Genomic DNA, 20,224 nt, shown 5'->3' on the forward strand with positions numbered 1-20,224 from the left:
GGTCACGTCGGCACGCGCGGCGGGTCCAGCGGCGCGACACGGCGATCGAAGTACTCGGCCAGCTCCTCGCCGTTCGCATAGATCTTCTCGATGAAGTCGGCACAGCGAGTGGCCGTCGTCCGGTCGATGAATCGAACGGCGCCCTCGAGCACACCGTCCTCGTCGTACAAGATCTTGTACACGGTATCGTCGCCGACCGTGAGAAGCTCGGGTAGCTCCTCCTCGTCCTCGAACTCGGCCACCTGTTCCGGAGGTACTACGCGGATCCTTTCCCCGCATTCCGATCGTAGCCGCAACGAATGCAGCTCCCACTGTAGATAAGGGACGATCGGCTCCGCGACGACCCGGACCCTGAAAAGGGTGATCCCGCGGGACTCGTCCTCTTTGGCCAGTTCATCGAGCTGCTCTCTTTTGCCCTCGATGAGCTGAAGCGCCTTGCCCCATTCACCTGCCGAGAAGGCATCCCAACTGGCATTTCCGGGTTGCCGAAAATGTTGCTTGCGCTCCAGCTTCCAGCTTTCGTGACCTTCGGCGTCGGCGAACCGCTGGTCGAAGTCCCGTACGTAGTCCTCCACCGAGAGTCGCTCGCCGGTGCTGTCGTCGATCAGATCAGGCATCGGGTATGTCTTCCTTGGCCGAGATCATCAGTGCCCCAGGGATGATGACGAGCCGCTCGTCGTGGCGGATACTGACCTCGTCCGGAAGTCGTGCGGTGTACGAGGCGGTCAGGTCCCTGCCGACAACGGCGACGTCGCCGTTGTCGAGTGCCCAGATGGCGGGGCATCCCGTCCGACCGTCGGTAGGGGGCGCGTCGAGTTCGCGCGCGGGCCTTCCGAGTCTGCGCGCGAACGAGGCGGACGGATCGGCATCCCAGAATTGTTTCATGATCGTCCCGCTCCATGAGTATTGTTATCAGTGTGAACGTCAGTGTAGCGTTGCCTTCGGGTAGTCAGAACTGCTCCCATTCAGTGATTTGGGTTACCCTATGCGAAATGGATGTGTTCGCCCACGAGCATTGATATCTCGAGTCGGTATCGACCTTGACACTTTCGTGTGTCCACGCCGTTTTCTCACTCCGCTGCGTGTGCGATCGTCGAATTGTCACCCGACTCGATGAATATCCAACGGTACAAGCGCGTGGTCGGTCTCGCCGGTGTCGTGGCCGGGAGGCGGTGAACCTCGTCGTGGTCCGGCCACGGTCGGGTGACATACTGCGGGCGACCGGAGCGGTCGGCAGGCGCACGTTCGTAGGGGGTTCGGTGGACGTCCAGGAGCTACAGGCTCAGCAGCGGTTTCATCTGCACCAGAAGATCACCATGATGATCAACCGTTACCAGATCTTCGCTGACGACGGTAACGGCGAGCCGGGTCCACTCGTCGCCTTCGTGGAGCAGAAACGGATGACCTTCAAGGAACAGGTCACCCTTTACGCCGACGAGAGCAAGGGTTCCGTGTTGGCCGCGTTCAAGGCACGCAAGGTGATCGACCTGGCCAGCGGGTACGACGTGACCACCCCGGACGGTCAACCGATCGGACTGTTCGGCAAGAAGTTCGGCAAGTCCCTGCTGCGGTCCACCTGGCAGCTCGATCAGCCCGGCCAGGACCCGGTCGACATCAGCGAGCGCAGTATGGGTTTGGCCCTGTTCCGCCGCGTCTGGAACGTCGTCCCGTGGGTGGGCGACTGGCCGTTCCCGCTGAAGTACCACTTCGACTTCGTCCGGGACACCACCCCGGTGGGCGCCGTGGACAAGAAGACCCGCTTCCGGGACCACTACCTGGTGCACATCGAGGATCCGACCCTGGACCGCAGGCTGGTACTCGCCCAGGCGGTGGCCCTGGACGCGTTGCAGTCTCGCTGAGCCGAGGGGTTACCCGCCGGACAGGGCGGTCGCCAGCCACGGACGCAGGATCGGCAGGACACGGTCCGCCTGCATGGCCCGCATGTGGTCCAGGCCTTCGAGGATGTGGACCGTCCAGCCGAGGTGCTCCAGCTCGGTGCGTCGGTTCGTGATCGGTTCCGCCATGCGCACCGTCACGTTGCCCCATCGCTCGCCGTAGTGGATCTCGTCGGCCGAACCGACGAAGCACAGCCGAGGGCAGTCGACTCGCGCCTGGGCGGCGACATCGTCGAAGTCCTGCAGGGCCTCGTAGAGCGTGACGAACTGGCGGGTCTGTGGCTCGGTCATGGTTACCTCGACCGTGGACCAGTCGTACTCCGACCAGTCCTGGGCGTCCGGCCGTGGCCCGGGTTTCGGGTCCGTTCCGGCCGGGACCGCCAGCTCGCTCGTCGCCGTGGTGACCCGAAGCATTTCCGCGTACGGGCCACCGATCGGCGGGAAGCCGCCCATGGCGAGCGCGGAAAGGCGGTCGGTGCGGATCGCGAGTTGCAGCCCGGTCAAGGCCAGCCAGGAGTAGCCGTAGTAGCCGAATCGTTCGACTCCGGCCGCGTCGGCCACGGCGAGCATGTCGTTCGCGACGGCCGCCGGGGTGAGGGTGTCCGGCTTGGGTTCGGCCAGGATGTGCCCCTCGTAGTCGAAGGCGATCACGCGGAACGCGTCGCTGAGGCCGTCGATGAGCGATCGGCCGAGGGCGGGATCGGTTCCCCACTTGCGCATCTGCTCGGCCTGTGTGCCTTCGACCGGTCGGGGGTTGACCGGTAGCAGCAGGGCCGGGCCGTCTCCGTGCGTTTCCAGTTCGATGGTGCTGCCGTCATGCAGTCGCGCCTCGGGCATCGAGTGTTTCCAGCCTTCCCGTACATGGAACTAACTGTTTACATCGTAAGTTGATGTGCTCGAAAAGGATAGCTTACGGCGTAATGAGTTCCTGGTCGGGGTGGCCACGGGCCCGCGGGTCCCCCGTGAGTGGGTGCTCACGGGGGACCGGAGGGGGTCAGCAGTAGAGGTTGCCGCCGGTCGGCACGCCCAGGATCCGGGTGAATCGCTGGTAGTTGTCCACCCGGCTCTGCACCTGCCCGGGGTTGCCGCCGTCGCATTCCAGCGCGCCGTTGATGCTGCGGATCGTCTCGCCGAAGCCGTACCCGTTGACCATGGCGTGGTGACCGGTCATGGTGCCGGGGCCACTTTGCGTGCTCCAGTACCAGAGCGCGGTCTTCCAGGACACCGCCGCGTTGTTCTGCACCTGCCAGGGGTCGTGCAGCAGGTTGATGCCCAGTGCGTCACCGGCGGCCTTGTAGTTGAAGTTCCAGCTCAGCTGGATCGGGCCGCGGCCGTAGTACGCCGCCTGGCCTGCCGGGCAGCCGTAGGACCGACCCTGGTCGCAGTAGTGCGGGTAGTTGTTCTCGTTCTGCTCCACGATGTAGCGCAGGCCGCCGGTCTCGTGGTGCACATTGGCAAGGAAAGCCGCGGCCTCCTGCCCGCGGACGGTGTCGCTGCCGGTGTTGGCGAACGCGGGGAAGTCGCTCATGGCCGTGGTCAACCCGCTGTAGGTGTAGAAGGAGTTCCGGCTGGGGAACATCTGGTCGAACTGGGCCTGGCTGACCACGAACTCGGAGGGATCGGGCGGCGTGGTGTCGCCGTCGCAGTCGTAGGGGTCCCAGTACCAATGACTGATCACCGGGTCGTAGCCGGGATTGTCGTGCACGGCGAGGTAGAGGTTGCCGTCGGTGTAGCGCACGATGTCTCCGGCGACGTAGGACTGGCCGGCGTGCCAGGCCGGGTAGTCGCAGGCGGGCGCGGGTGCGGCCGCCTGCGAGGTGGTGGTGCCGACCGTGACCATGGCCGCGGTGGCCGCCAGTGTGGCGACGGCACTCAGGATACGGCGTAGTGACATGGCGGTACTCCTTCGCGCAGGGAACGATTCGGAGCGTCACCGAGTGACCCTTGTCAGCAAACATGTTTGGTCTAAACCAGTCAAGGAGGCGTCGACCGAAATCGGTCACTGTGGGTGACTACGTCGAGGTGTTCGTGCAAGCACCGCACTCACCCGAACCGCGCGAGCGGGCTGGCCGGCGACCGCACGGTGGTCGATCCGGAGGAGGCGCGCCACGGGCCTCGGAGGTGACGGGCGGGCCGGCGACCCCGGCCATGATCAGACACAGTAGACGTTGATGGCGGGCCGCCTGGGCTCGCGTCGCCGTACCGGCTCACCCCCACGAGCCGGTACGGCGACGCGAGCCCACTCTGTGAAACGCCTCGGCCGGAGGGACCCGCATCGCCGCGCCTGCGATGACACCCGGCCTCTCCTCCGACCTCGGCGTTGAGACCACGGTGCGACGTACGCCTGTCACGGCACTTGCAAACACATGACAACTGCTGATCACCGGATACGACGCCGCGGGCCGCCGGGTGGTTCCGGTTTGACGGATCATGAACGCCACCGTCACTGTATGCGATAATCGCTGCGAAAGCGCCGTCCCCGTCATGCCCGGCAGCTCGCCCGTCGCGGAGGTTCACCGGTGGATTTCCGAATTCTGGGCCCGGTCGAGGTCGAGGGTCCCGGCGGCCGCCTGCGGGTGCGGGGCGCGAAGACCACCGCGTTGCTGGCGGCGTTGCTCAGCGAGCCGAACCGGGTGGTGTCCGTCGAGCGGCTGCTGGAGCTGGTGTGGGGTGACGACCCGAACGGCGGCACGGCCAACACGGTGCACGTGTCGGTGTCCAGGCTGCGCCGCATGTTGACGGCGGAGGAACCGGACCGTCAGTTACGGATAGTAACGCATTCCACCGGTTATTCCTTGCGGGTGGAACCGGGCGAACTTGACCTGGAGATCTTCCGGCGGCGCGTGCAGGAAGGCAGGGCGGCGACTACAGAAGGTAATGTCGAGCAGGCGAAGGGGGCTTTCGAGGCGGCGTTGCGTACCTGGCGAGGACCCGCGTTGTCGACCGTGCAGCGGCCGTTCGCGATCTCGCTGGCGGCCGCGCTGAACGACGAACGGCTGGACGCGCAGGAATGGCTGTTCGAGGCTCGGCTGGCCCTCGGCGAGGCCGCCGACCTGATCGCCGAGATACGCAACCTGCTCACCGCCAACCCGCTCCGGGAGCGCTTGTACGGCCTGCTGATGCTCGCGCTCTACCGGTCCGGCCGCCAGGCGGAGGCGCTGGAAGCGTTCCGTGAGGCTCGGGAGGTGCTGGTCAGTGAGCTCGGCATCGAGCCGGGCTCCGACCTGCAGATGCTGCACCAGCAGATCCTCACCCGGGACCCGACGTTGACCAGCGGGTCCTCGTCCGGGGCGGCCGCCGCCACACACCTGCCCCGGCAGCTACCGGCCGATGTGCCCCGGTTCGTCGGCAGGGAGAGCGAGCTGACCAGGCTGGAGTCGCTGCTGGCGCGTCAGGCCGTGAACTCGATGGGGATCATGGTCATCGCCGGCGCCGCCGGAATGGGCAAGACCGCGCTCGCCGTGCACTGGGCGCACCGGGTCCGCGAGCGGTTCCCCGATGGTGAGCTCTTCGTGGACTTCCGTGGCTACACCTCGGATGCGCCGATGGCGCCGACCGAGGTGCTGGCCCGGTTCCTCCGCGCGCTGGGAATCCCGCCGCCGCAGGTTCCGGTCGACCTGGACGAGCAGGCCGCGTTGTATCGCTCCCTGCTGTCCGGCAAGCGAGTACTGATCGTGCTGGACAACGTCTCCTCGGTGGATCAGGTCCGCCCGCTGCTCCCCGGTACGCCGGACTGCCTCGTTGTCGTGACCAGCCGGAACGACCTGCGTGGGCTTTCCGTCATGCACGACGCACACAGTCTGGTTCTGGACGCGCTCACCTCGAAGGAGGCGATCGGCCTGCTCTCCCGCATGGTCGGGGAGCAGCGGGTCGGCGACGAACCCGAGGCGGCCGGCTCGGTCACCGGGCTGTGCGGGCGGCTGCCGCTGGCGCTGCGGATCGTGGCGGCGAACATCTCGGCCCGGCCGTGGCTGCGGCTGACCAGCGCGGCCGCCGAACTGGCCGAGGGCAACCCGCTGCGCCAGCTGGAGATTCCGGGGGATCCGGAGCTGGCCGTCGGCACCGCCTTCGAGCATTCCTACGCCCGGCTCGACCCGGCCAGCCAGCGACTGTTCGGCATGCTCGGCCGGATTCCCGGCCCGGACTTCAGCTCCGAGGCCGTCGCCGTGTTGGTCGACCAGCCGCATGAGCACGCGGTCCGTGGCCTGGAACGGCTGGCCGTCGCCCACCTCATCGAGCCGTCCGCCCCCGGCCGGTACCGGTTCCACGATCTGCTCCGGCATTACGCGGTGGAGCGGGTCGCCCTCGACGAGCTCAGCGGTGACGACGCGGTCGAGGCGGCACTGGATCGCCTGCTCGACTGGTACCTGCAGACCGCCTACCGAGCGACCGGCGTGCTGAACCGGCATGCGCAGCGGATCTTCCAGCTCGAGCCACCGAAATCGGCCCTGCCACCGTTGGAGTTCCCCGGATACGAGCAGGCGCTGGCCTGGTGCGAGCGGGAGCGGGCGAACCTGGTCGCGGCCGTGCGGTGTGCCGCCGACTCCGGCCGCAACACCATTGCCTGGCAGTTGCCGGCCGCGCTCTGGTACTTCTTCTTTTTCCGCAGGCACCTGACGGACTGGCTGACCACCCACGAACTCGGTCTCGCCGCCGCCCAGCGGCAGGGCGACAGGTACGCCGAGGCGTGGATGCGCAACGGCCTGGGCAGTGCGCTGCGGGAGCTACGTCGTTATGACGAGGCGATCGAGAACTGTCGCAAGGCGCGCGGGATCTCCGGCGACATCGGGGATCGGCGGGGCGAGAGCGCCAATCTGCACAATCTGGGCGAGGCATACCATCGCGTGGGGTGGCTGTCCGAGGCGCTGGAATGCTGCCAGCAGGCCCTGGACATCCGGCGCGAGGTCGGTGACCGGTGGGGAGAAGCCGCCGACCTGATGTTGCTCGGTCAGGTTTCCCGGTTGCTCGGTAGGCGAGACGACGCCCTCGGCTACTGCCGGTCCGCCCTGACCCTGTGGCGTGAGGTCGGCCTGCGCCTCGGCGAGGCCATCACGTTGAACAGCATCGGCGAGATCTGCCGGGCGGACGAGCGGTTCGACGAGGCTATCGAGTACTACCGAGAGGCACTGGCCATCCGGCGTGCGGTCGGCGACAGGTGGGGTGAGGGGGAGACCCTGGACAACCTCGGCCACGCGCTGTCTCGAGCGGGGCGGCCCGCCGAGGCGGGCGACTCCTGGCGTCAGGCGCTCGCGATCTTCACCGAGCAGCGTCACCCACGAGCGGCCACGGTCGGTGCCCAGCTACAGGAACTCGAGGACCCCGAGGCCCCGTGACCGGTTCGGCATGGTTTTATGCCGCCGTTCCCTGCCGGTGTAGGAGGTTGCGCCTGGGTCTTCGTTCCGGATCCAAAAACGAGGGTGGAAGGAACTCCGGTAACCCGTTCCGCATCCGGACCTGCCATTCGGTGTGATGAACCAGATTGTGGTGGAACCAGCAGAGCAGGGCGAGGTTGTGGAGAGCTGTTGGTCCCCCGTTCGCCCATTCCAGCACGTGATGCGCGTCGCATTGCTTCGGTTTTCTCCGGCACCCTGGAAAGCTGCAACCCTTGTCCCGGAGAATCAGCGCCCTGCGGATGGCGAGGGGGACGGTGCGGCGTTTCTGCCCGATGTCCAGGATCTCGCCCCTGCTGCCCAGCACCGCGGGCACGACGTAGGAGTCGCAGGCCATCCTGCGGATCTGCGCCGCCGAGTAGGACTCCTGCCCGTGCAGCAGCCCGTACCCGGTGCCGTGCTTCAGATCCTCCAGGGTCACCGACACCATCACCGTGAACGGTTCCCCGGCCTCGGTGGGCCCCTCCTCCGGGCACCCGGCTGCCACTCGTAGGACTTCGGCGAACGCGTCCCCTTGGCGTTGGTACTTGTTGCGCCGGTCGGGTTCCTCGGTCGTGCTGTGCGGTCTCGCCCGGGGCTCGATCAGGCCGGTCAACAGGGCCGCGGTTTCGGTGTCGAGGTCGAAGGTGCCGTGCAGGCGTCCGCCCCGGGTTGTGCGCCAGTCCAGGAACCGCTCCGGCCGGGCCAGTTGGTCTTCGGTGGGTGGGTTGCCGTCCTGGTCCAGCCGGGCCACGATCTCCCGCCCCAGCGCGGTCACCGTGTGCGGCTCGTGCTCCCGCGCCGCCTTGGTCAACAAGGCCTCGGCATGTTCCCGATCAGGCAGGCTCACCGGTTGTGGGAACCTGGCCACGGTGGCCCGGATGCTCTCGATGTGTTCGGGCCCGATCGCACCGTCGGCCGCAACCTGTCCCACCTCGGGCAGCTCCGGCTCCAGCGGCACCCCGGTCGGGCCGTACCGCACTACCACCGCTTGGGCGTGCGCGACGCGTTGCCGGGCGTCGTGCGGGTTGATCCGCAGCACCTCCCGGGCCAGCGCGGCCACATCGCGGTAGCCCTTCCGTGCGGCGGTGTTGCGGCCGTCCAGTTCGGCCAGGACCGCCAGCTCCCGGGCATAGTCGGCCCGCCGCCGCTGTTCGATCTCGCCCAGCGCGGCCAGTAGTTCCTCCTCGCCCATGCGGGAGGTGTCGATGCCGAAAGTCCTGCTCACAGACTCACCATACGGTATACTCGACCGTATGTTCGAGTCGCGATCGGGTGATTGTCGGGGATAGCGCGCTTTCCTGGTCCTCGGCCAGCATTCCGGCGAGTTCGCCGGTGCGGGCAGGGTCGTCCAGGTCCCAGCAGCGAGCTGCTGGGCGGGAGCACAGGTCGTGTGCTTCGTCGGGTTCCACCGTGGTGCGGCCGGCGACCGCGAGCCAGCGCTCGCGTTCACCCGCCGGGGCGGCGACGACGGTCCTCAGCCGATGCGGTATGCGCGGAGGCGGGGTGCTTGTCCGGCGAGCATGTCGAGCTGAGCACGAATGTGCGTGAAGTCGGATTCGGCGCGCAGGTTGAGTGCGATTGCCGCGGCACGTTCGGTGGTCTCCGCGAATGCGGTTTCCGCGGCACGAAGCAGCTCCGACACCTGCCACGCGGTCTGACCGGGTCCGGAGGGTACGCCGGATTCAAGGCTCTCACCGAGTTTCGCCAGCCGTAGCGCCTCGGTCAGTTCACCGTCCAGGGTTTCGCCGATGCGGGCGAACCAGTCCCGGCCCGCGCCTTCGGGGGTCGCGGCGACGATCGAATGGTACGCCGCGACCGAGTTCGCGCAGGTCTCGAACGAGCGTGCCCAGCGTCCGGACGGGTGAAGGCCGTGCCCGGCGAACCGGGCGGTGTCCGCCTGGTCCGCCTGGGTCTCGCGGGCGAGACGCCGCTCCGCTTCGGTCGGTGTGCGTAGCCAGGACCTCGCGACGAATTGAGCGAGTACCCCGGTAAGGCAGCCGAAGACGGCTCCGGCGGGTACGAACAGGATGAGTCCCGCGACGAAATTGGCGACCGCGGAGTTGTCGGCGAGCGAACCGGTCGGGGTCGCCATCAACCACGATGCCAGGCCCACGCCGAGGATCGCGCCGAGCATCCCGAGTATCGCCCAGCCAGCACGCGCCAACGCATGGTTGACCGGACCTCCGCGCAGTGCCATCCGCTCCCGCCAGTCGACGGAAGCGGGCTGCCGGCCGAGTCCCCGGCGTGCCCCGCGCGTACCTCGTGCCATCGCGACCTCCCATTCGCCATCTCGGACGGCCACACGGGCCGCCCGGTTCCTGCCGCGGCGAACCGGGTCACGCCAGTTCGGGCACTAACCGGTTGTCCCGATCGGCAGTTCGGCGTATCCGTTCATGGTCAGCCGATCCCTGCGGACCGGTTCCGCGGCCGTGGCCAGACCGGGGAACCGGTTCAGCAGCACCGGAAATGCCACCTGTGCCTGTATCCGGGCGAGCGCCGCGCCGAGGCAGAAATGCGGGCCCGCGCCGAAGCTCAACGGTTGGTTCCCCGGACGTTCCGGGAGGAATCGGTCGGGTGCCTCGAACCGGTCGGGATCCCGGCAGGCCGAGCCGAGCAGCAGAATGGCCTCCCGGTGCCGGGCGATTTCCACCCCGGAGATCTCGGTGTCCGCCTCGGCCCAGCGCGAGGTCACGTGCACCGGCGTGTCGTAACGCAGCATCTCCTCGACGTAGCTGGGGGCGAGTTCGGGTTGGTCGCGCAGGGCGGCCATGGCGTCCGGATGCGCCAGCAACGCGGCGAGGCCGTTGCCGAGCAGGTTGCTGGTGGTCTCGAACCCCGCGGCCAGCAGCAGCACGAGGTTGGCGGTCAGTTCCCGCCCGGACAGCTCGCGCTCGGTCGAACCGTCGACCAGCGCGCTGATCAGGTCCGATCGGGGCGATCGGCGACGCTGCGCCACCTGCTCCGCGAGGTAGTCGCGGAGTTGGTCCGCCGCGCCGTCGGCGACCATGATCTCGTCCTCGTTCGGCATCGCCTCCAGCGCGACCGAAAGCTTCGTGACCTGCGTACGCAGCCAGGCACGATCGTCGGCGGGAACACCGAGCAACTCGCCGGCGACCGCCACCGGCAACCGAACCGCGAACTCGGCCATGAAATCGACCGGTGCGCCGCCGGCCCCGAGCTCGGCCAGCCGCCCCGCCGCGGCGGTGGCCAGTTCGGTCACCGTGTCCCGGAGCTCGGCGATCCGGCGCTGGGTGAACGCGTGGCCGGCCAACTTGCGGAGACGTTCGTGCGCGGACGACGGGGCGAACAGCATCGACTCCCGCAGCAGCGCGACCGAGGAGTGCTCGCGCCAGCCGGGGAAGCTCAGGTCGAGGTAACCCTCGTGTTCCACCTCGAAGATCGGGTCGCGCAACACCCGGTCGCAGTCGGCGTACCGGCTGAGAATGACGAAGTTCCCGAACGGGAGGACTGGTGCCTGGGTCCGCAGGACGTCGTAGTAGGGGTAGGGATTCGTGCGGCCGGTGGTGCTCAGCAACGCGCCGACGGCCTCCTGCGGGCCGACGTCCACCGGATCAGCGGCCGGCATCAACGACCCTCCTGCCTGGGCACCGTCATTATCATCTGCTGCCCACCGCTGGCGACCATGCCCGCCTCCGGAGACCAGACCTGGGCCCGTGCCCCGGCCAGGCCGGCGCCGGTTCGCAGTCCCTCGGAGTCGATCAGCAGCCAGTCGCCGGTCGGTGTCGCGCCGTGAAACGTCAGCTGCAGATCCAGTGTCGGAGCGATGAACGTCAACTCTTCGGCCGGGAAACCTTGTGCCACGGAAGGAAATCCGATGATGTCCATGGCGATCACGGCCCGGCACGCTTCCAGCCACGGGTCCTCGGGGAAGGCCGCCTGCGGAATGAATCGTACCCATGCCTTGCCGTTCGGCTCACCCGCGGGCCGGTCCGGGCCGATCGGTGGTTCGCCGACCGGACGGATCTCGTAGTTTCGCCACAGTGGAATCGGCTTCCCACCCGCCGCGGCCACGCGTTCGGCCATCGTCGGCAGTTCGGCAGGCGGTGGGACCTCCGGCGCGTCCCGCCACTGCCGTTCGGGCCCGTCCAGGTTCGCGGCCACCGTCCAGACGGAGGCCTCCACGATCGGCCGATCGTCCTGGAACATGCCGACCCGCAGCGCCTCCGCCCGCCGTCCACTGCGGAGCCGGGTCACCCGCAGTTCCACCGGGTCGAACGTCGCGGTGCCGAGGAAGCTACAGGTCACGCTGGCCGGCCGGGCCAGCGTCGTGGCCGCTCCGGCTGCGCGCAGCGCGATGGCCGCGAGGTAGCCGCCGTTCGGACCCCACATGGCCCAGTCGGGTGACAGGACGGCTCGGTAGCGGTCCTGTCCGGTCGGCTCGACGGCGGTATCGGAACCCAGGTTTCCCATGGCCCCTTCCTAACTGAGTCGGCATACCCGGGCAAGCGCGGCGGGCCTCGTTTCCGGCGAATGTCAGCGCTGTGCAAGGCGGGGGGTCGAAAGTCGAGGGCGACTCATTCGATTCTTACCTTGTTCGCCTCACGATGGCGTGCCGGTTACGGAGACGTGCATGTACGACGAGAGGACACCGGTCCTGATCGCCGGTGGCGGGCTCGTGGGCCTTTCCACGGCCCTGTTCCTGGGGCAGCACGGGGTGCGCCCGTTGCTGGTGGAGCGGCATTTCGGTACCGCGAACCACGCCCGCACCCCTGGCTACAACCCGCGCACCATGGAGTTGTTCCGCTCGTGCGGGATCGAGGACGCGATCCGGGACGCGGATGACTGGCCCGTCGAACGAACCGGCATTCTGTGGGTGGAGACACTGGCGGGCGAGGAGATCGGTTGGCTGGATCCCCCGGAGTTCAAGGCCGATCTGAGTGCCTTCGCCGAGGTGAGTCCCGCCGGCTGGGCGGTCTGCAGGCAGGATCGGCTGGAACCGGTGCTGCGCACGCATGCCGAGCGGCTCGGCGGGGACCTCCGGTTCGGGACCAGGATGGTCTCCTTCGAACCGGATCCGGACGGGGTCACCGCGGTGATCGAGGACAGGGAGAGCGAGGCTCGCCGTACCGTTCGCGCCGACTACCTGGTGGACGCCGAGGGGACGAAGAGCGAGATCCGGCGGTTGCTCGGAATCGAGCACGCCGGGGTCGGCGTGCTCGACCGCAGGGTGAGCATCTGGTTCCGCGCCGATCTGAGCCAGGCCCGGCGCGGGCGGGGAATCGTGCTGTGCATGGTCCGCAACGCCGAGGTGACCGGCGCACTGCGGGTCACCACCGGCGACCAGGCCGCGCTCACTGTCAGTTACGATCCGGGCAAGGGTGAGGGCCCGGAGGACTTCACGCCGGAGCGGTGCGTCGAACTGATCAGGGCCGCCGTCGGGATCCCGGACCTGCGGGTCTCGGTGGAGATGGTGAGCCCGTGGGACCTGGCCGCCGGAGTCGCCCACCGTTACCGGCAGGGACGGGTCTTCCTCGTCGGTGACTCCGCGCACATCATGCCGCCCGCCGGCGCCTACGGCGCGAACACCGGCATCCAGGAGAGCCACAACCTGGCCTGGAAACTCGCCTTCGTGCTCAACGGTGTCGCCGACGAGGTCCTGCTGGACAGCTACCAGGCCGAGCGGCGACCGGTCGCCGAGCTCACCATGCACGAGACCGTCGCCAGATGGCGTAGCTGGTTCGCCGCGGGCCCCAACCCCGGAACCGAGGCCGCGCCGGTCCGGTTGGCGGACGATCTGGCCCTGATGTTCGGGTACGGCTACCGCTCCGCGGCCGTACTGGCCGAACAGGACACCCGGCCCACGCGGGCGGGGCGGGATGTCGAGGACGTCACCGCGGAGCTGACGGATCCGCGGGAGCCGACCGGCGGCCCCGGTGTCCGTGCGCCGCACGTCTGGTTCGATGACGGCACCTCCCGGGTATCGACGACGGACCTGTGTCGTTCCGCGTTCGTCCTGCTCACCGGCGTTCCCGGCGAGGCGTGGCAGCAGGCGGCGCGACGGCTGCGCGAGCGGCTCGGCGTGCCGCTGGACTGCTACCGGATCGGGCAGGGCGGCGACCTGCGGGATATCGAAGGGCGCTGGCCGGACACCTTCCGGATCGGCGAAGGGGGAGCGGTACTTCTGCGGCCGGACGGGTTCGTCGCCTGGCGGGAACGGGACGGGGGCGCGGCCGGGTCCCCTGAGCGGGTGCTGGAGCGGGTACTGCTCCGGTTGCTGCGCCCTGATGGCGACACGTCCTGACGGGAGCCGCGGCCCTGGTATAGATTCGGGCATCCTCTAGAGTGACCCGCTCCCATTAAGGGGGATGTCGTGAAAGCTCACGTCGGCCTTCGAGGCGTCGGCCATGCCGTCGGCTCCGCCGTGCTCGACAACGCCGAGGTGGCGAGTTCGCTCGGCCTCGGCCCGGGATGGCTCACCGACCGGACCGGAATCGTGGAGCGCCGCGTTGCCGGCCCCGGCGAGGATGTGCTCGGCTTCGCCGGTGCGGCCATCCGCAACGCCTGCCAGGACGGAGCACTCTCGCTGACCGAGATCGGTCAGGAAACCGTGCTGATGCACACGCAGGTCGGTCCGGTATCCGTCGCTCCGCCCGCCGCGCAGCTCCTCGCCGGCCGGCTCGGCTGCGCCGAGCTCAGGGTGGTGGGTATCGACGGGATGTGCGCGGAGCCGATCGCGGCGCTCGAGCTGGCCCTGTTGATGTTGCAGGCCCGCCGGTGCCGGCGGGTGATCCTGTCCACCGCGGCCGACTTCCTCTCGCTGATCGATCCGCGAGACCCGGACACGGTCGGACTCTTCGGCGCGGGCGCGGGCACGATCATCCTGGAGTCCGAGGCGGAGGGTGACCCGAACCTCCTGGTACACAGCCTGTACTGGGAGACGCACCCGCAGCACGCCGGCCTGGGAGAGGCTCTCGTGCTCGGTACCACGCAGCGGGACACGCACGCCTCACTGGACGTCAGTTACTACACAATGGACGGTCAGCGGCTCGCCAAGGTCGCCATCCGGACCTTGCCGCAGGTCCTCAAGCCCGTCCTCGACGAGGCAGGGTGGACCCTCGAGGACGTCGATCTCGTCCTGGCGCACCAGCCGAACACCAAGATGCTGGAGATCGGCATCCGGGCGCTGGGGCTGGACGCGGACATCGTGCCGATGCCGGTGCGCTGGCTGGGCAACCTGGGACCGGCAAGCCTGCTGGTGAACCTGTCGCTGGCCCGCGCGGAGGGCAGGCTACCTACCGGCACCAAGGTGCTGCTGATCGCGTTCGGCCTCGGGTTCTCCTGCGGAGCCGCGGCCGTCGAACTGTGAGCGGCCGCGGCGCCGGGGCGGTCGGTTCCTACCGCCCCGTAGCCGATCCTTCTCTCGGCGGTGTTACCGGCCATGCCGCGCACCTAACCTGAAAGACGGCCTGCTGGGACGGGGTCGGACGCGGGCCGGTTTCACGGTGAGAGGTCGGACACCCGACCGTTGACGATCGGGGGCACAGGTGGCTCAGCGGCACAGGCGACACCCGCTTCGCACCGAGCCGGCGGGGCTCAGGTGGGTGCGCAGTTCGGCGAGCGACAAGGGCGGGGACGCAGGAGAATGCGTCGAGGTCGCGCGCCTGCCTGGCCGCGTGCTGGTGCGGGACTCGAAATGCCCGGGGCCCCGGCTGGCCTTCGCCCGGAACGCCTGGTCGGCCTTCCTGGACACCTGCACCCGGCAGGAGTTACCGGACTGATACCGGGCCACAGCCGGGCCGACTCCGGCGGCGCCCCGCTCCACTGGCCGGGACCCGACCTTGGGTTCTGACCAGGGATTTCGTGCTGTTCCAGCAGCCTTTTCGGAAGCTTCCCCTCTGCATCGAGCAGGCTGCGTTCGGGCAATGAGCCCGATCGCAGCCTGATACCCGTCCAATCGACAGCTAACGAAGTGACGGCAGTCACCAGGCGTGCTACCTTTCTGCTAGGTGGCAGATTGCCACGTCGACGACGGGAGGGTATTGGATCATGACGAGGGCGCATTCCCCGCTGGGCAGCCAACGGCGCCTGCTGGCGGCCCTGCGGGAGGCCCGGGACGCCCTGAAGCTCACTCAGAAGGATGTGGCGGAGGCGCTCGAGTGGTCGGTGTCGAAGCTCATCCGCATCGAGAACGGCTCGGTCGGCCTTTCGATCACCGATCTCAAGGCCTTGTTGCTGCACTACGGCATCACGGACCGGGACCGGGTCGAATCTTATGTCGAGCTCGCTCGGGAAAGTAAGCAGCCCGCGTGGTGGGACCAGTACCGGCGCACCTCGCCGCCCGAGTTCGTCAAGTTCCTGGGGCTGGAGGCCTCCGCCATCCGCATCCGTCAGTTCCAGTTCCGGCTCGTTCCGGGGCTGCTGCAGGTACCCGCGTACACCCGTTCACTGGTACTGGACTGGTCGGGTGACAGTGAGAAGGCCGAGCGGGGGGTGGTGATGCGGCAGACCCGGCAGCAGCGGCTGGCCGACAAGGAACTGGATCACTACTTCATCCTGGACGAGTCGGTGCTGTACCGGCGGGTCACCGAGCCCGACGGATGGCGGGAGCAACTGGACCACCTACGTGCGGTGGCCGGCCAGCCGAATGTGCACATTCAAATCCTGCCGTTCAAAGTCGGTGTGGTACCCGGAATGCAGAGTTCGTTCGCCATTCTCGAACTCTCCGATCAGGTGAACGACTACGCGCTGTCCTTGGAGCAGCCGGACCATGACGTCCTGTTCGACGACAGTGCGAGCGCGGAGAAGATCGCCGACTACGTCAAGCTGTTCTTCGGGCTGGAGAAGGCCGCACTGCCCGCGGAGGAGACCCCGCGAATGATCGATCGGGCGCTGGCCAGGCTGGAGGAAGAATGACGAGGTAATCACTAAGTGGGCGGCTTCTGCTGCCACAGAAGCCGCCCGAGCGGCAATGCCCACCTGACTCACCGTGTCCGCGGGGCCGTGAGCGTACTGCCAGTCATCAGCATACGACCTCACGCCTCCGGTGGCTGCCCCCGTCCCGGTTAGTGGTCGATGATCACCTCTTCGAGCGGGCGGCGGCACCTCGCGAAGCCGAAACCGTCCCCTGGCCGTGCTCACCCGGCCGCGGCGGCGCAAGCCCGTACGGCGACGGTGCAACACACCTCGCCGTTTCTGGAGGAACTCAAGTGAAGGTCACAATCAGCTATGCCCACGACGACTGGGGAAGGGCGATCAGCCAGGCACTGGTCGTCGCCCTACGGCAACGTGGTGTGGACGTTCTTTGGGACCGCGACCTGCCCGCGGAGAACCCGCCTTCGCTGCCCGAATGGATCGTCAACGGGATCGCCGGGAACCCGGTGATCTGCGTACTGTCGCCGGACTACGTGCGGCGGTTCGGTCGCGGCGACGGGTCCGCCGACCGCAAGGGGGTGCTCTTCGAGAGCCGTATCCTGTTGCGCCGGATCTTCGACCACACCGAACCGGAGCACTGCCCGGTGGTTCCGGTCGCCGACCCCGGGTTCTCCGCGGATCTCGCTCCCGTGGTGTTGAAGAACCTGGTGATCGCCCGCTTCGACCCGGTGAGCGGCGACGGGGTCGACGTGATCGTGCGTCGCCTGCTGCGGCTTGGACACCTCCGCGGTGCCGAGCCGGAGCCCGAGCCCGCCGAACTCGAGCCCCGCGACATCCCGCAGGTGGCTCCCCGTGCCACGCACCAGGTCCTGCGCGATCTCGAGGTCGCCTCTCCATCTACAACGGACGGACTGGAACTGGTGCGGGAGTGGCTGTCCTTCGCGGCACGGGAGGAGCCGTGCCCGGTGGATCTGGTCCGTGGCTTTTCCGCGATCGAGCGGATCATCAAGTCGGCGGGGGACGCGAACCTGATGAGCGTGGTCTCCGACCACTGCCTGAGCGCCTTCTCCGCCGGTCCGCTTTCGGACCAGGAGAAGAAGCTGAAGGCGAGAATCCTGATTCGCGGCAGGGCCTGGCACCTGTACCGCGGCCACGAGTTGCGCGCGGCGGAGCAGGCCGTGCACGAGGGAGTCGAGCTCGCGAAGGGGTGCGGTGACCGGTGGTCGCTCGCCCTCGGCAGGGGGTCCCTCGGTGCGCTGCATCGCGCCCTCGCCGCGGACGCCTACGGCAATGCCGCCGACTACCACCTGGACAAGGCCGAGGACAACGCGGAGTCCGCCATCACGATGTTCACCGCCATGGCGGGGGCCGGCTACCAGGCCGGGGTCTGCACCAAGCTGCTGGCCCAGGTGTGGTTCACCAAGCACCACCGGGGCCAACGCGGCGCGCTGCGCCAGGCGAGCAAGCTCGCCGACCGCGCCGTCTGCCTGCTCACTCCTGATCGCGCCCGGCAGTACCACGACCTGCTGATCCTGCGCGCGGAAATCGCCGTCGCGCGGGGCGAGCTGACCAGGGCGCGGGAGTTCGTGGACAGGGCGATGAGGTCGCTCGGCCGGTACCAGAGCGATGGGGCGTCCTATGTGGAGCTTCTGGGCTGCGCCTACCTCGCCCGTGCCCGACTGCAGCTGAAGGAGGACGGTCGCGACGCGCAAAGGGACGCCATGAAGGACGCGGAGACCGCGCTGAAGTTGTTCTACGAGCTCGACATCCCGTACGCCGTTGCCGGCTGTCGCTGGCTGCTGATCAGGCTCGCGCCGGAGACGGAGGGAATCTATCGCGGGGATATCAAGATGGTCGAGCGGCTGTTTCCCGATCCGCGTGAGCGGCTGCGCGCGGTCGAGGAGCGGGCACGGCGGATCGAGGAACGGGCGGGTAACCGCTGGAGCAGGCAGGCCGAATGGCAGGACATCGTCCGGAAGGTGCGTCATCACGACTGAGCACGGTCGCGTTCAACGTTCGAGCAGGTGCCCCACCCGCTCGGCGTCCGCGCGACGGTGCTGGGCCGCGTAGAGCTCGCCGGCCCGGCGCAGCGTACGGAGGCCCTGCCGGCGGCGGCCACGGTCCAACCGGACCGTGCCGAGGTGCTCGGTGACCTCCGCCTCGAAGAAGTCGTTGCCCTGCCTGCGGCACAGCTCCAGCGCCCGGGAGTACCGTTGCTCCGCCTCCTCGGGGCGGCCGGTCCGCCCGGCGATCAGGCCGAGGTTGTCCAGGGTCACCGCCGCACCACCGGCGTTGCCCTGCTCCTCGTGCAGGGCCAGTGCGGCGGCACAGTCCCGCCACGCGCGGTCGTGGTCCCCGAGTTCGGTGTGCTGGCGGCCGAGCGCGTTCAGCGCATGCGCCTCACCCACCGCGTTCCCCGCCGCCCGGTACCGCTCCAGCGCCCCGGTGGCGTGCCGGACGGCTCGCTCGTGATCACCGCGCAGCGAGTGGAGCCGGGCGAGGTCGTGGTGCGTGTGTGCCTGCCCGATCGGATCCCCGGCCCTCGCGGCGAGCGAGAGCGCGAGGTCCAGGCCGGGCAACGCCTCGTCCAGCTCGCCCACCCTGCTGAGCGCCCTGCCGAGTTGGCGGTGTGCCAGCGCCAGCACCTCGGCATCGCCGATCCGCTCGGCCGCCGCCACCCCCGTTCGCGAGGTCTCGACGTTCTCCGCCAACCTGCCACGCAGGTACTGGTAGGTGTCGAGAGCGCGGGACAGCTGCCAGGCCCGCTCCGCCCAGCCCAGCTCGGCCGCGGCCCGCTGCGCCGCCCGCACCTGCTGGTGCTCGACGGCGAACCAGGCCAGCGCCCCGGCCTCGTCCGCGGGCCGGTCCGGGGTGACCCCGGCCGTGCATGCGGGGAGCTCGGTAGGGGTGCGGTGCGGGTAGAGCAACCGGTCCGCGGTATGGGCGGAGTGCAGGTAGAAGTCCACCAGGCGCCGGTTCGCCGCCGCCGGCTCCGCGGCAGGGTCGAGTGTCTCCGCCAACTCCGCTGCGTACAGCCGGATCAGGTCGTGCATCCGGAAGCGATGTGGCATGTGCTGGTGCACCAGGTTCTTCCGCTCGAGTGCACGCAGCTGCCGGGCGGCGAGCTTCGCGGGAATGCCGAGCAGGCTCGCGGCGGCGGTCAGCCCGAGATCCGCGACCGGCGCCGTGCCGAGCAGCCGGAACCCGCCTGCCTCGTCCTGGCCCAGCGCCCGATACGACCAGGACAGCACCGCGCGCAGGTCGGCAGAACCGTCGCCGGCGTCGAAGGCGTCCAGGCGTTCCCTGGTGTCCCGTAGCTCGTCGGCCACGACCGACAGCGGCAGCTCCGATCCGGCTGCCGCGCGTGCCGCCACCAGGGCCAGGGCAAGGGGCAGCCCCGCGCAGCAGTCGAGCAGCATGTCCACGGCCCGCGGATCCGTGCGCACCGGATCGGCGCCCACCCGCGCGGTCAGCAACTCGCGGGCGCCACCGCGGGACAGCACGTCCAGCCGCACCGAGCTCGCCCCGCGCAACCGCAACCCGGCAAGGCGGTTGCGGCTCGTCACGAGCACGGCGCAGCCCGGACCGGCCGGCAGCAACGGCGTGACCTGGTCGGTGTCGGCGGCGTTGTCCAGCACCACCAGCACCCGCTTGCCCGCGAGCACGCTGCGGTACAGCGCCGCCGCCGCGTCCAGGGTCACCGGCAAGGCGGCCGGGGCCACCCCGAGTGCCCCGAGGAAGCCGTGCAGTACCGACAGCGGGGAGGCGGCTTCCCCGGACGGGCCGAAACCGCTCAGGTCGGCGTGGAGCTGCCCGTCAGGAAACCGGTCGAGCTCGCGATGCGCCCAGTACAGGGCCAGCGCGGACTTGCCCACCCCGCCGATGCCCTCGACCGAGAGGAGCACCATCTCCTCCTGCGCGGAGCCTCGGTCCAACACCTCGGTCAGCTCCGCAGCCTCGCGTTCCCGCCCGACCAGCCGTCGAGGTGGGAGCGGGAGCTGCCGGGGCACCCGTGCCGGCCGTGACGTGTCCTGGTGCAGGTGCACCCCGCCGAGCACGGTGCCCGCCTGGACGACGGTGCCCGCGCTGTCGAACCAGGCGGCGTTGCGTGCCGTCGCGTTCACT

The 20,224-nt window shown here is 68.9% G+C and carries 16 protein-coding genes; 7 read left to right on the forward strand and 9 right to left on the reverse strand.

Going from position 1 to position 20,224, the window contains the following annotated elements; all coding sequences use genetic code 11:
- Window positions 1-2 precede the first annotated feature (2 nt).
- Window positions 3-617, reverse strand: a complete 615-nt coding sequence (locus tag FB471_RS28255) for a DUF6879 family protein (RefSeq protein ID WP_142001336.1) — start codon at window positions 615-617, stop codon at window positions 3-5.
- A complete protein-coding gene (locus FB471_RS28260; RefSeq protein WP_142001337.1) occupies window positions 610-885 on the reverse strand; it encodes a hypothetical protein in 276 nt (91 codons plus the stop codon). Before FB471_RS28260 ends, FB471_RS28255 begins: the two co-directional genes overlap by 8 nt.
- Window positions 886-1,172: 287 nt before the next feature.
- Between FB471_RS28260 and FB471_RS28265 the strand changes: the two genes are divergently transcribed.
- Entirely contained in the window at window positions 1,173-1,859 is a 687-nt protein-coding gene (locus FB471_RS28265) for an LURP-one-related family protein (RefSeq protein ID WP_246076634.1), read from the forward strand.
- Window positions 1,860-1,868: 9 nt separating this feature from the next.
- Here the strand turns inward: FB471_RS28265 and FB471_RS28270 are convergent, their stop codons facing one another.
- A complete protein-coding gene (locus FB471_RS28270; protein ID WP_142001338.1) occupies window positions 1,869-2,732 on the reverse strand; it encodes an alpha/beta fold hydrolase in 864 nt (287 codons plus the stop codon).
- A gap of 157 nt (window positions 2,733-2,889) precedes the next feature.
- Entirely contained in the window at window positions 2,890-3,735 is an 846-nt protein-coding gene (locus tag FB471_RS28275; RefSeq protein ID WP_425457115.1) for a glycoside hydrolase family 19 protein, read from the reverse strand.
- Between the two features lie 679 nt (window positions 3,736-4,414).
- On the opposite strand from FB471_RS28275, the gene FB471_RS28280 reads away from it, so the two are divergent.
- Window positions 4,415-7,228, forward strand: coding sequence for an AfsR/SARP family transcriptional regulator (locus FB471_RS28280; RefSeq protein WP_142001340.1), 2,814 nt, complete (start codon window positions 4,415-4,417; stop codon window positions 7,226-7,228).
- A 16-nt stretch (window positions 7,229-7,244) separates the two neighbouring features.
- Here FB471_RS28280 and FB471_RS28285 read toward each other — a convergent pair whose 3' ends face one another.
- The 4 genes from FB471_RS28285 to FB471_RS28305 all read right to left on the reverse strand — a co-directional run bounded on the left by FB471_RS28285 (window position 7,245) and on the right by FB471_RS28305 (window position 11,698).
- Window positions 7,245-8,492: an HNH endonuclease signature motif containing protein gene (locus FB471_RS28285; protein WP_142001341.1), complete on the reverse strand. Its 1,248-nt coding sequence runs from the start codon at window positions 8,490-8,492 to the stop codon at window positions 7,245-7,247.
- 249 nt (window positions 8,493-8,741) lie between these two features.
- Window positions 8,742-9,536 carry a hypothetical protein gene (locus FB471_RS28295; protein WP_142001342.1) on the reverse strand — a complete coding sequence of 265 codons (795 nt, stop codon included), beginning with the start codon at window positions 9,534-9,536 and terminating at the stop codon, window positions 8,742-8,744.
- Between the two features lie 84 nt (window positions 9,537-9,620).
- A complete protein-coding gene (locus tag FB471_RS28300) occupies window positions 9,621-10,853 on the reverse strand; it encodes a cytochrome P450 (RefSeq protein WP_211358165.1) in 1,233 nt (410 codons plus the stop codon).
- Window positions 10,853-11,698, reverse strand: a complete 846-nt coding sequence (locus tag FB471_RS28305; protein WP_142001343.1) for an acyl-CoA thioesterase — start codon at window positions 11,696-11,698, stop codon at window positions 10,853-10,855. The genes FB471_RS28300 and FB471_RS28305 overlap by 1 nt, the downstream gene beginning before the upstream one ends.
- Before the next feature lie 160 nt (window positions 11,699-11,858).
- On the opposite strand from FB471_RS28305, the gene FB471_RS28310 reads away from it, so the two are divergent.
- From FB471_RS28310 to FB471_RS28330, 5 genes are all read left to right on the forward strand, one after another.
- A complete protein-coding gene (locus tag FB471_RS28310; protein ID WP_142001344.1) occupies window positions 11,859-13,529 on the forward strand; it encodes an FAD-dependent oxidoreductase in 1,671 nt (556 codons plus the stop codon).
- 69 nt (window positions 13,530-13,598) lie between these two features.
- Window positions 13,599-14,594 (forward strand): 3-oxoacyl-ACP synthase III family protein, encoded by a 996-nt coding sequence (locus tag FB471_RS28315; RefSeq protein ID WP_142001345.1) that lies wholly within the window; start codon window positions 13,599-13,601, stop codon window positions 14,592-14,594.
- 235 nt (window positions 14,595-14,829) lie between these two features.
- Window positions 14,830-15,006 (forward strand): DUF397 domain-containing protein, encoded by a 177-nt coding sequence (locus FB471_RS28320; protein WP_246076635.1) that lies wholly within the window; start codon window positions 14,830-14,832, stop codon window positions 15,004-15,006.
- A gap of 268 nt (window positions 15,007-15,274) precedes the next feature.
- The gene (locus FB471_RS28325) at window positions 15,275-16,141 is read left to right on the forward strand and encodes a helix-turn-helix domain-containing protein (RefSeq protein ID WP_142001347.1); all 867 of its coding nucleotides are present in this window, start codon (window positions 15,275-15,277) and stop codon (window positions 16,139-16,141) included.
- Window positions 16,142-16,434: 293 nt separating this feature from the next.
- Window positions 16,435-18,096: a toll/interleukin-1 receptor domain-containing protein gene (locus tag FB471_RS28330; protein ID WP_142001348.1), complete on the forward strand. Its 1,662-nt coding sequence runs from the start codon at window positions 16,435-16,437 to the stop codon at window positions 18,094-18,096.
- Between the two features lie 12 nt (window positions 18,097-18,108).
- Here FB471_RS28330 and FB471_RS28335 read toward each other — a convergent pair whose 3' ends face one another.
- Window positions 18,109-20,223, reverse strand: a complete 2,115-nt coding sequence (locus FB471_RS28335) for an ATP-binding protein (protein WP_142001349.1) — start codon at window positions 20,221-20,223, stop codon at window positions 18,109-18,111.
- Window position 20,224: the final 1 nt, after the last annotated feature.

Source organism: Amycolatopsis cihanbeyliensis (assembly GCF_006715045.1).
Classification (GTDB): Bacteria; Actinomycetota; Actinomycetes; order Mycobacteriales; family Pseudonocardiaceae; genus Amycolatopsis; species Amycolatopsis cihanbeyliensis.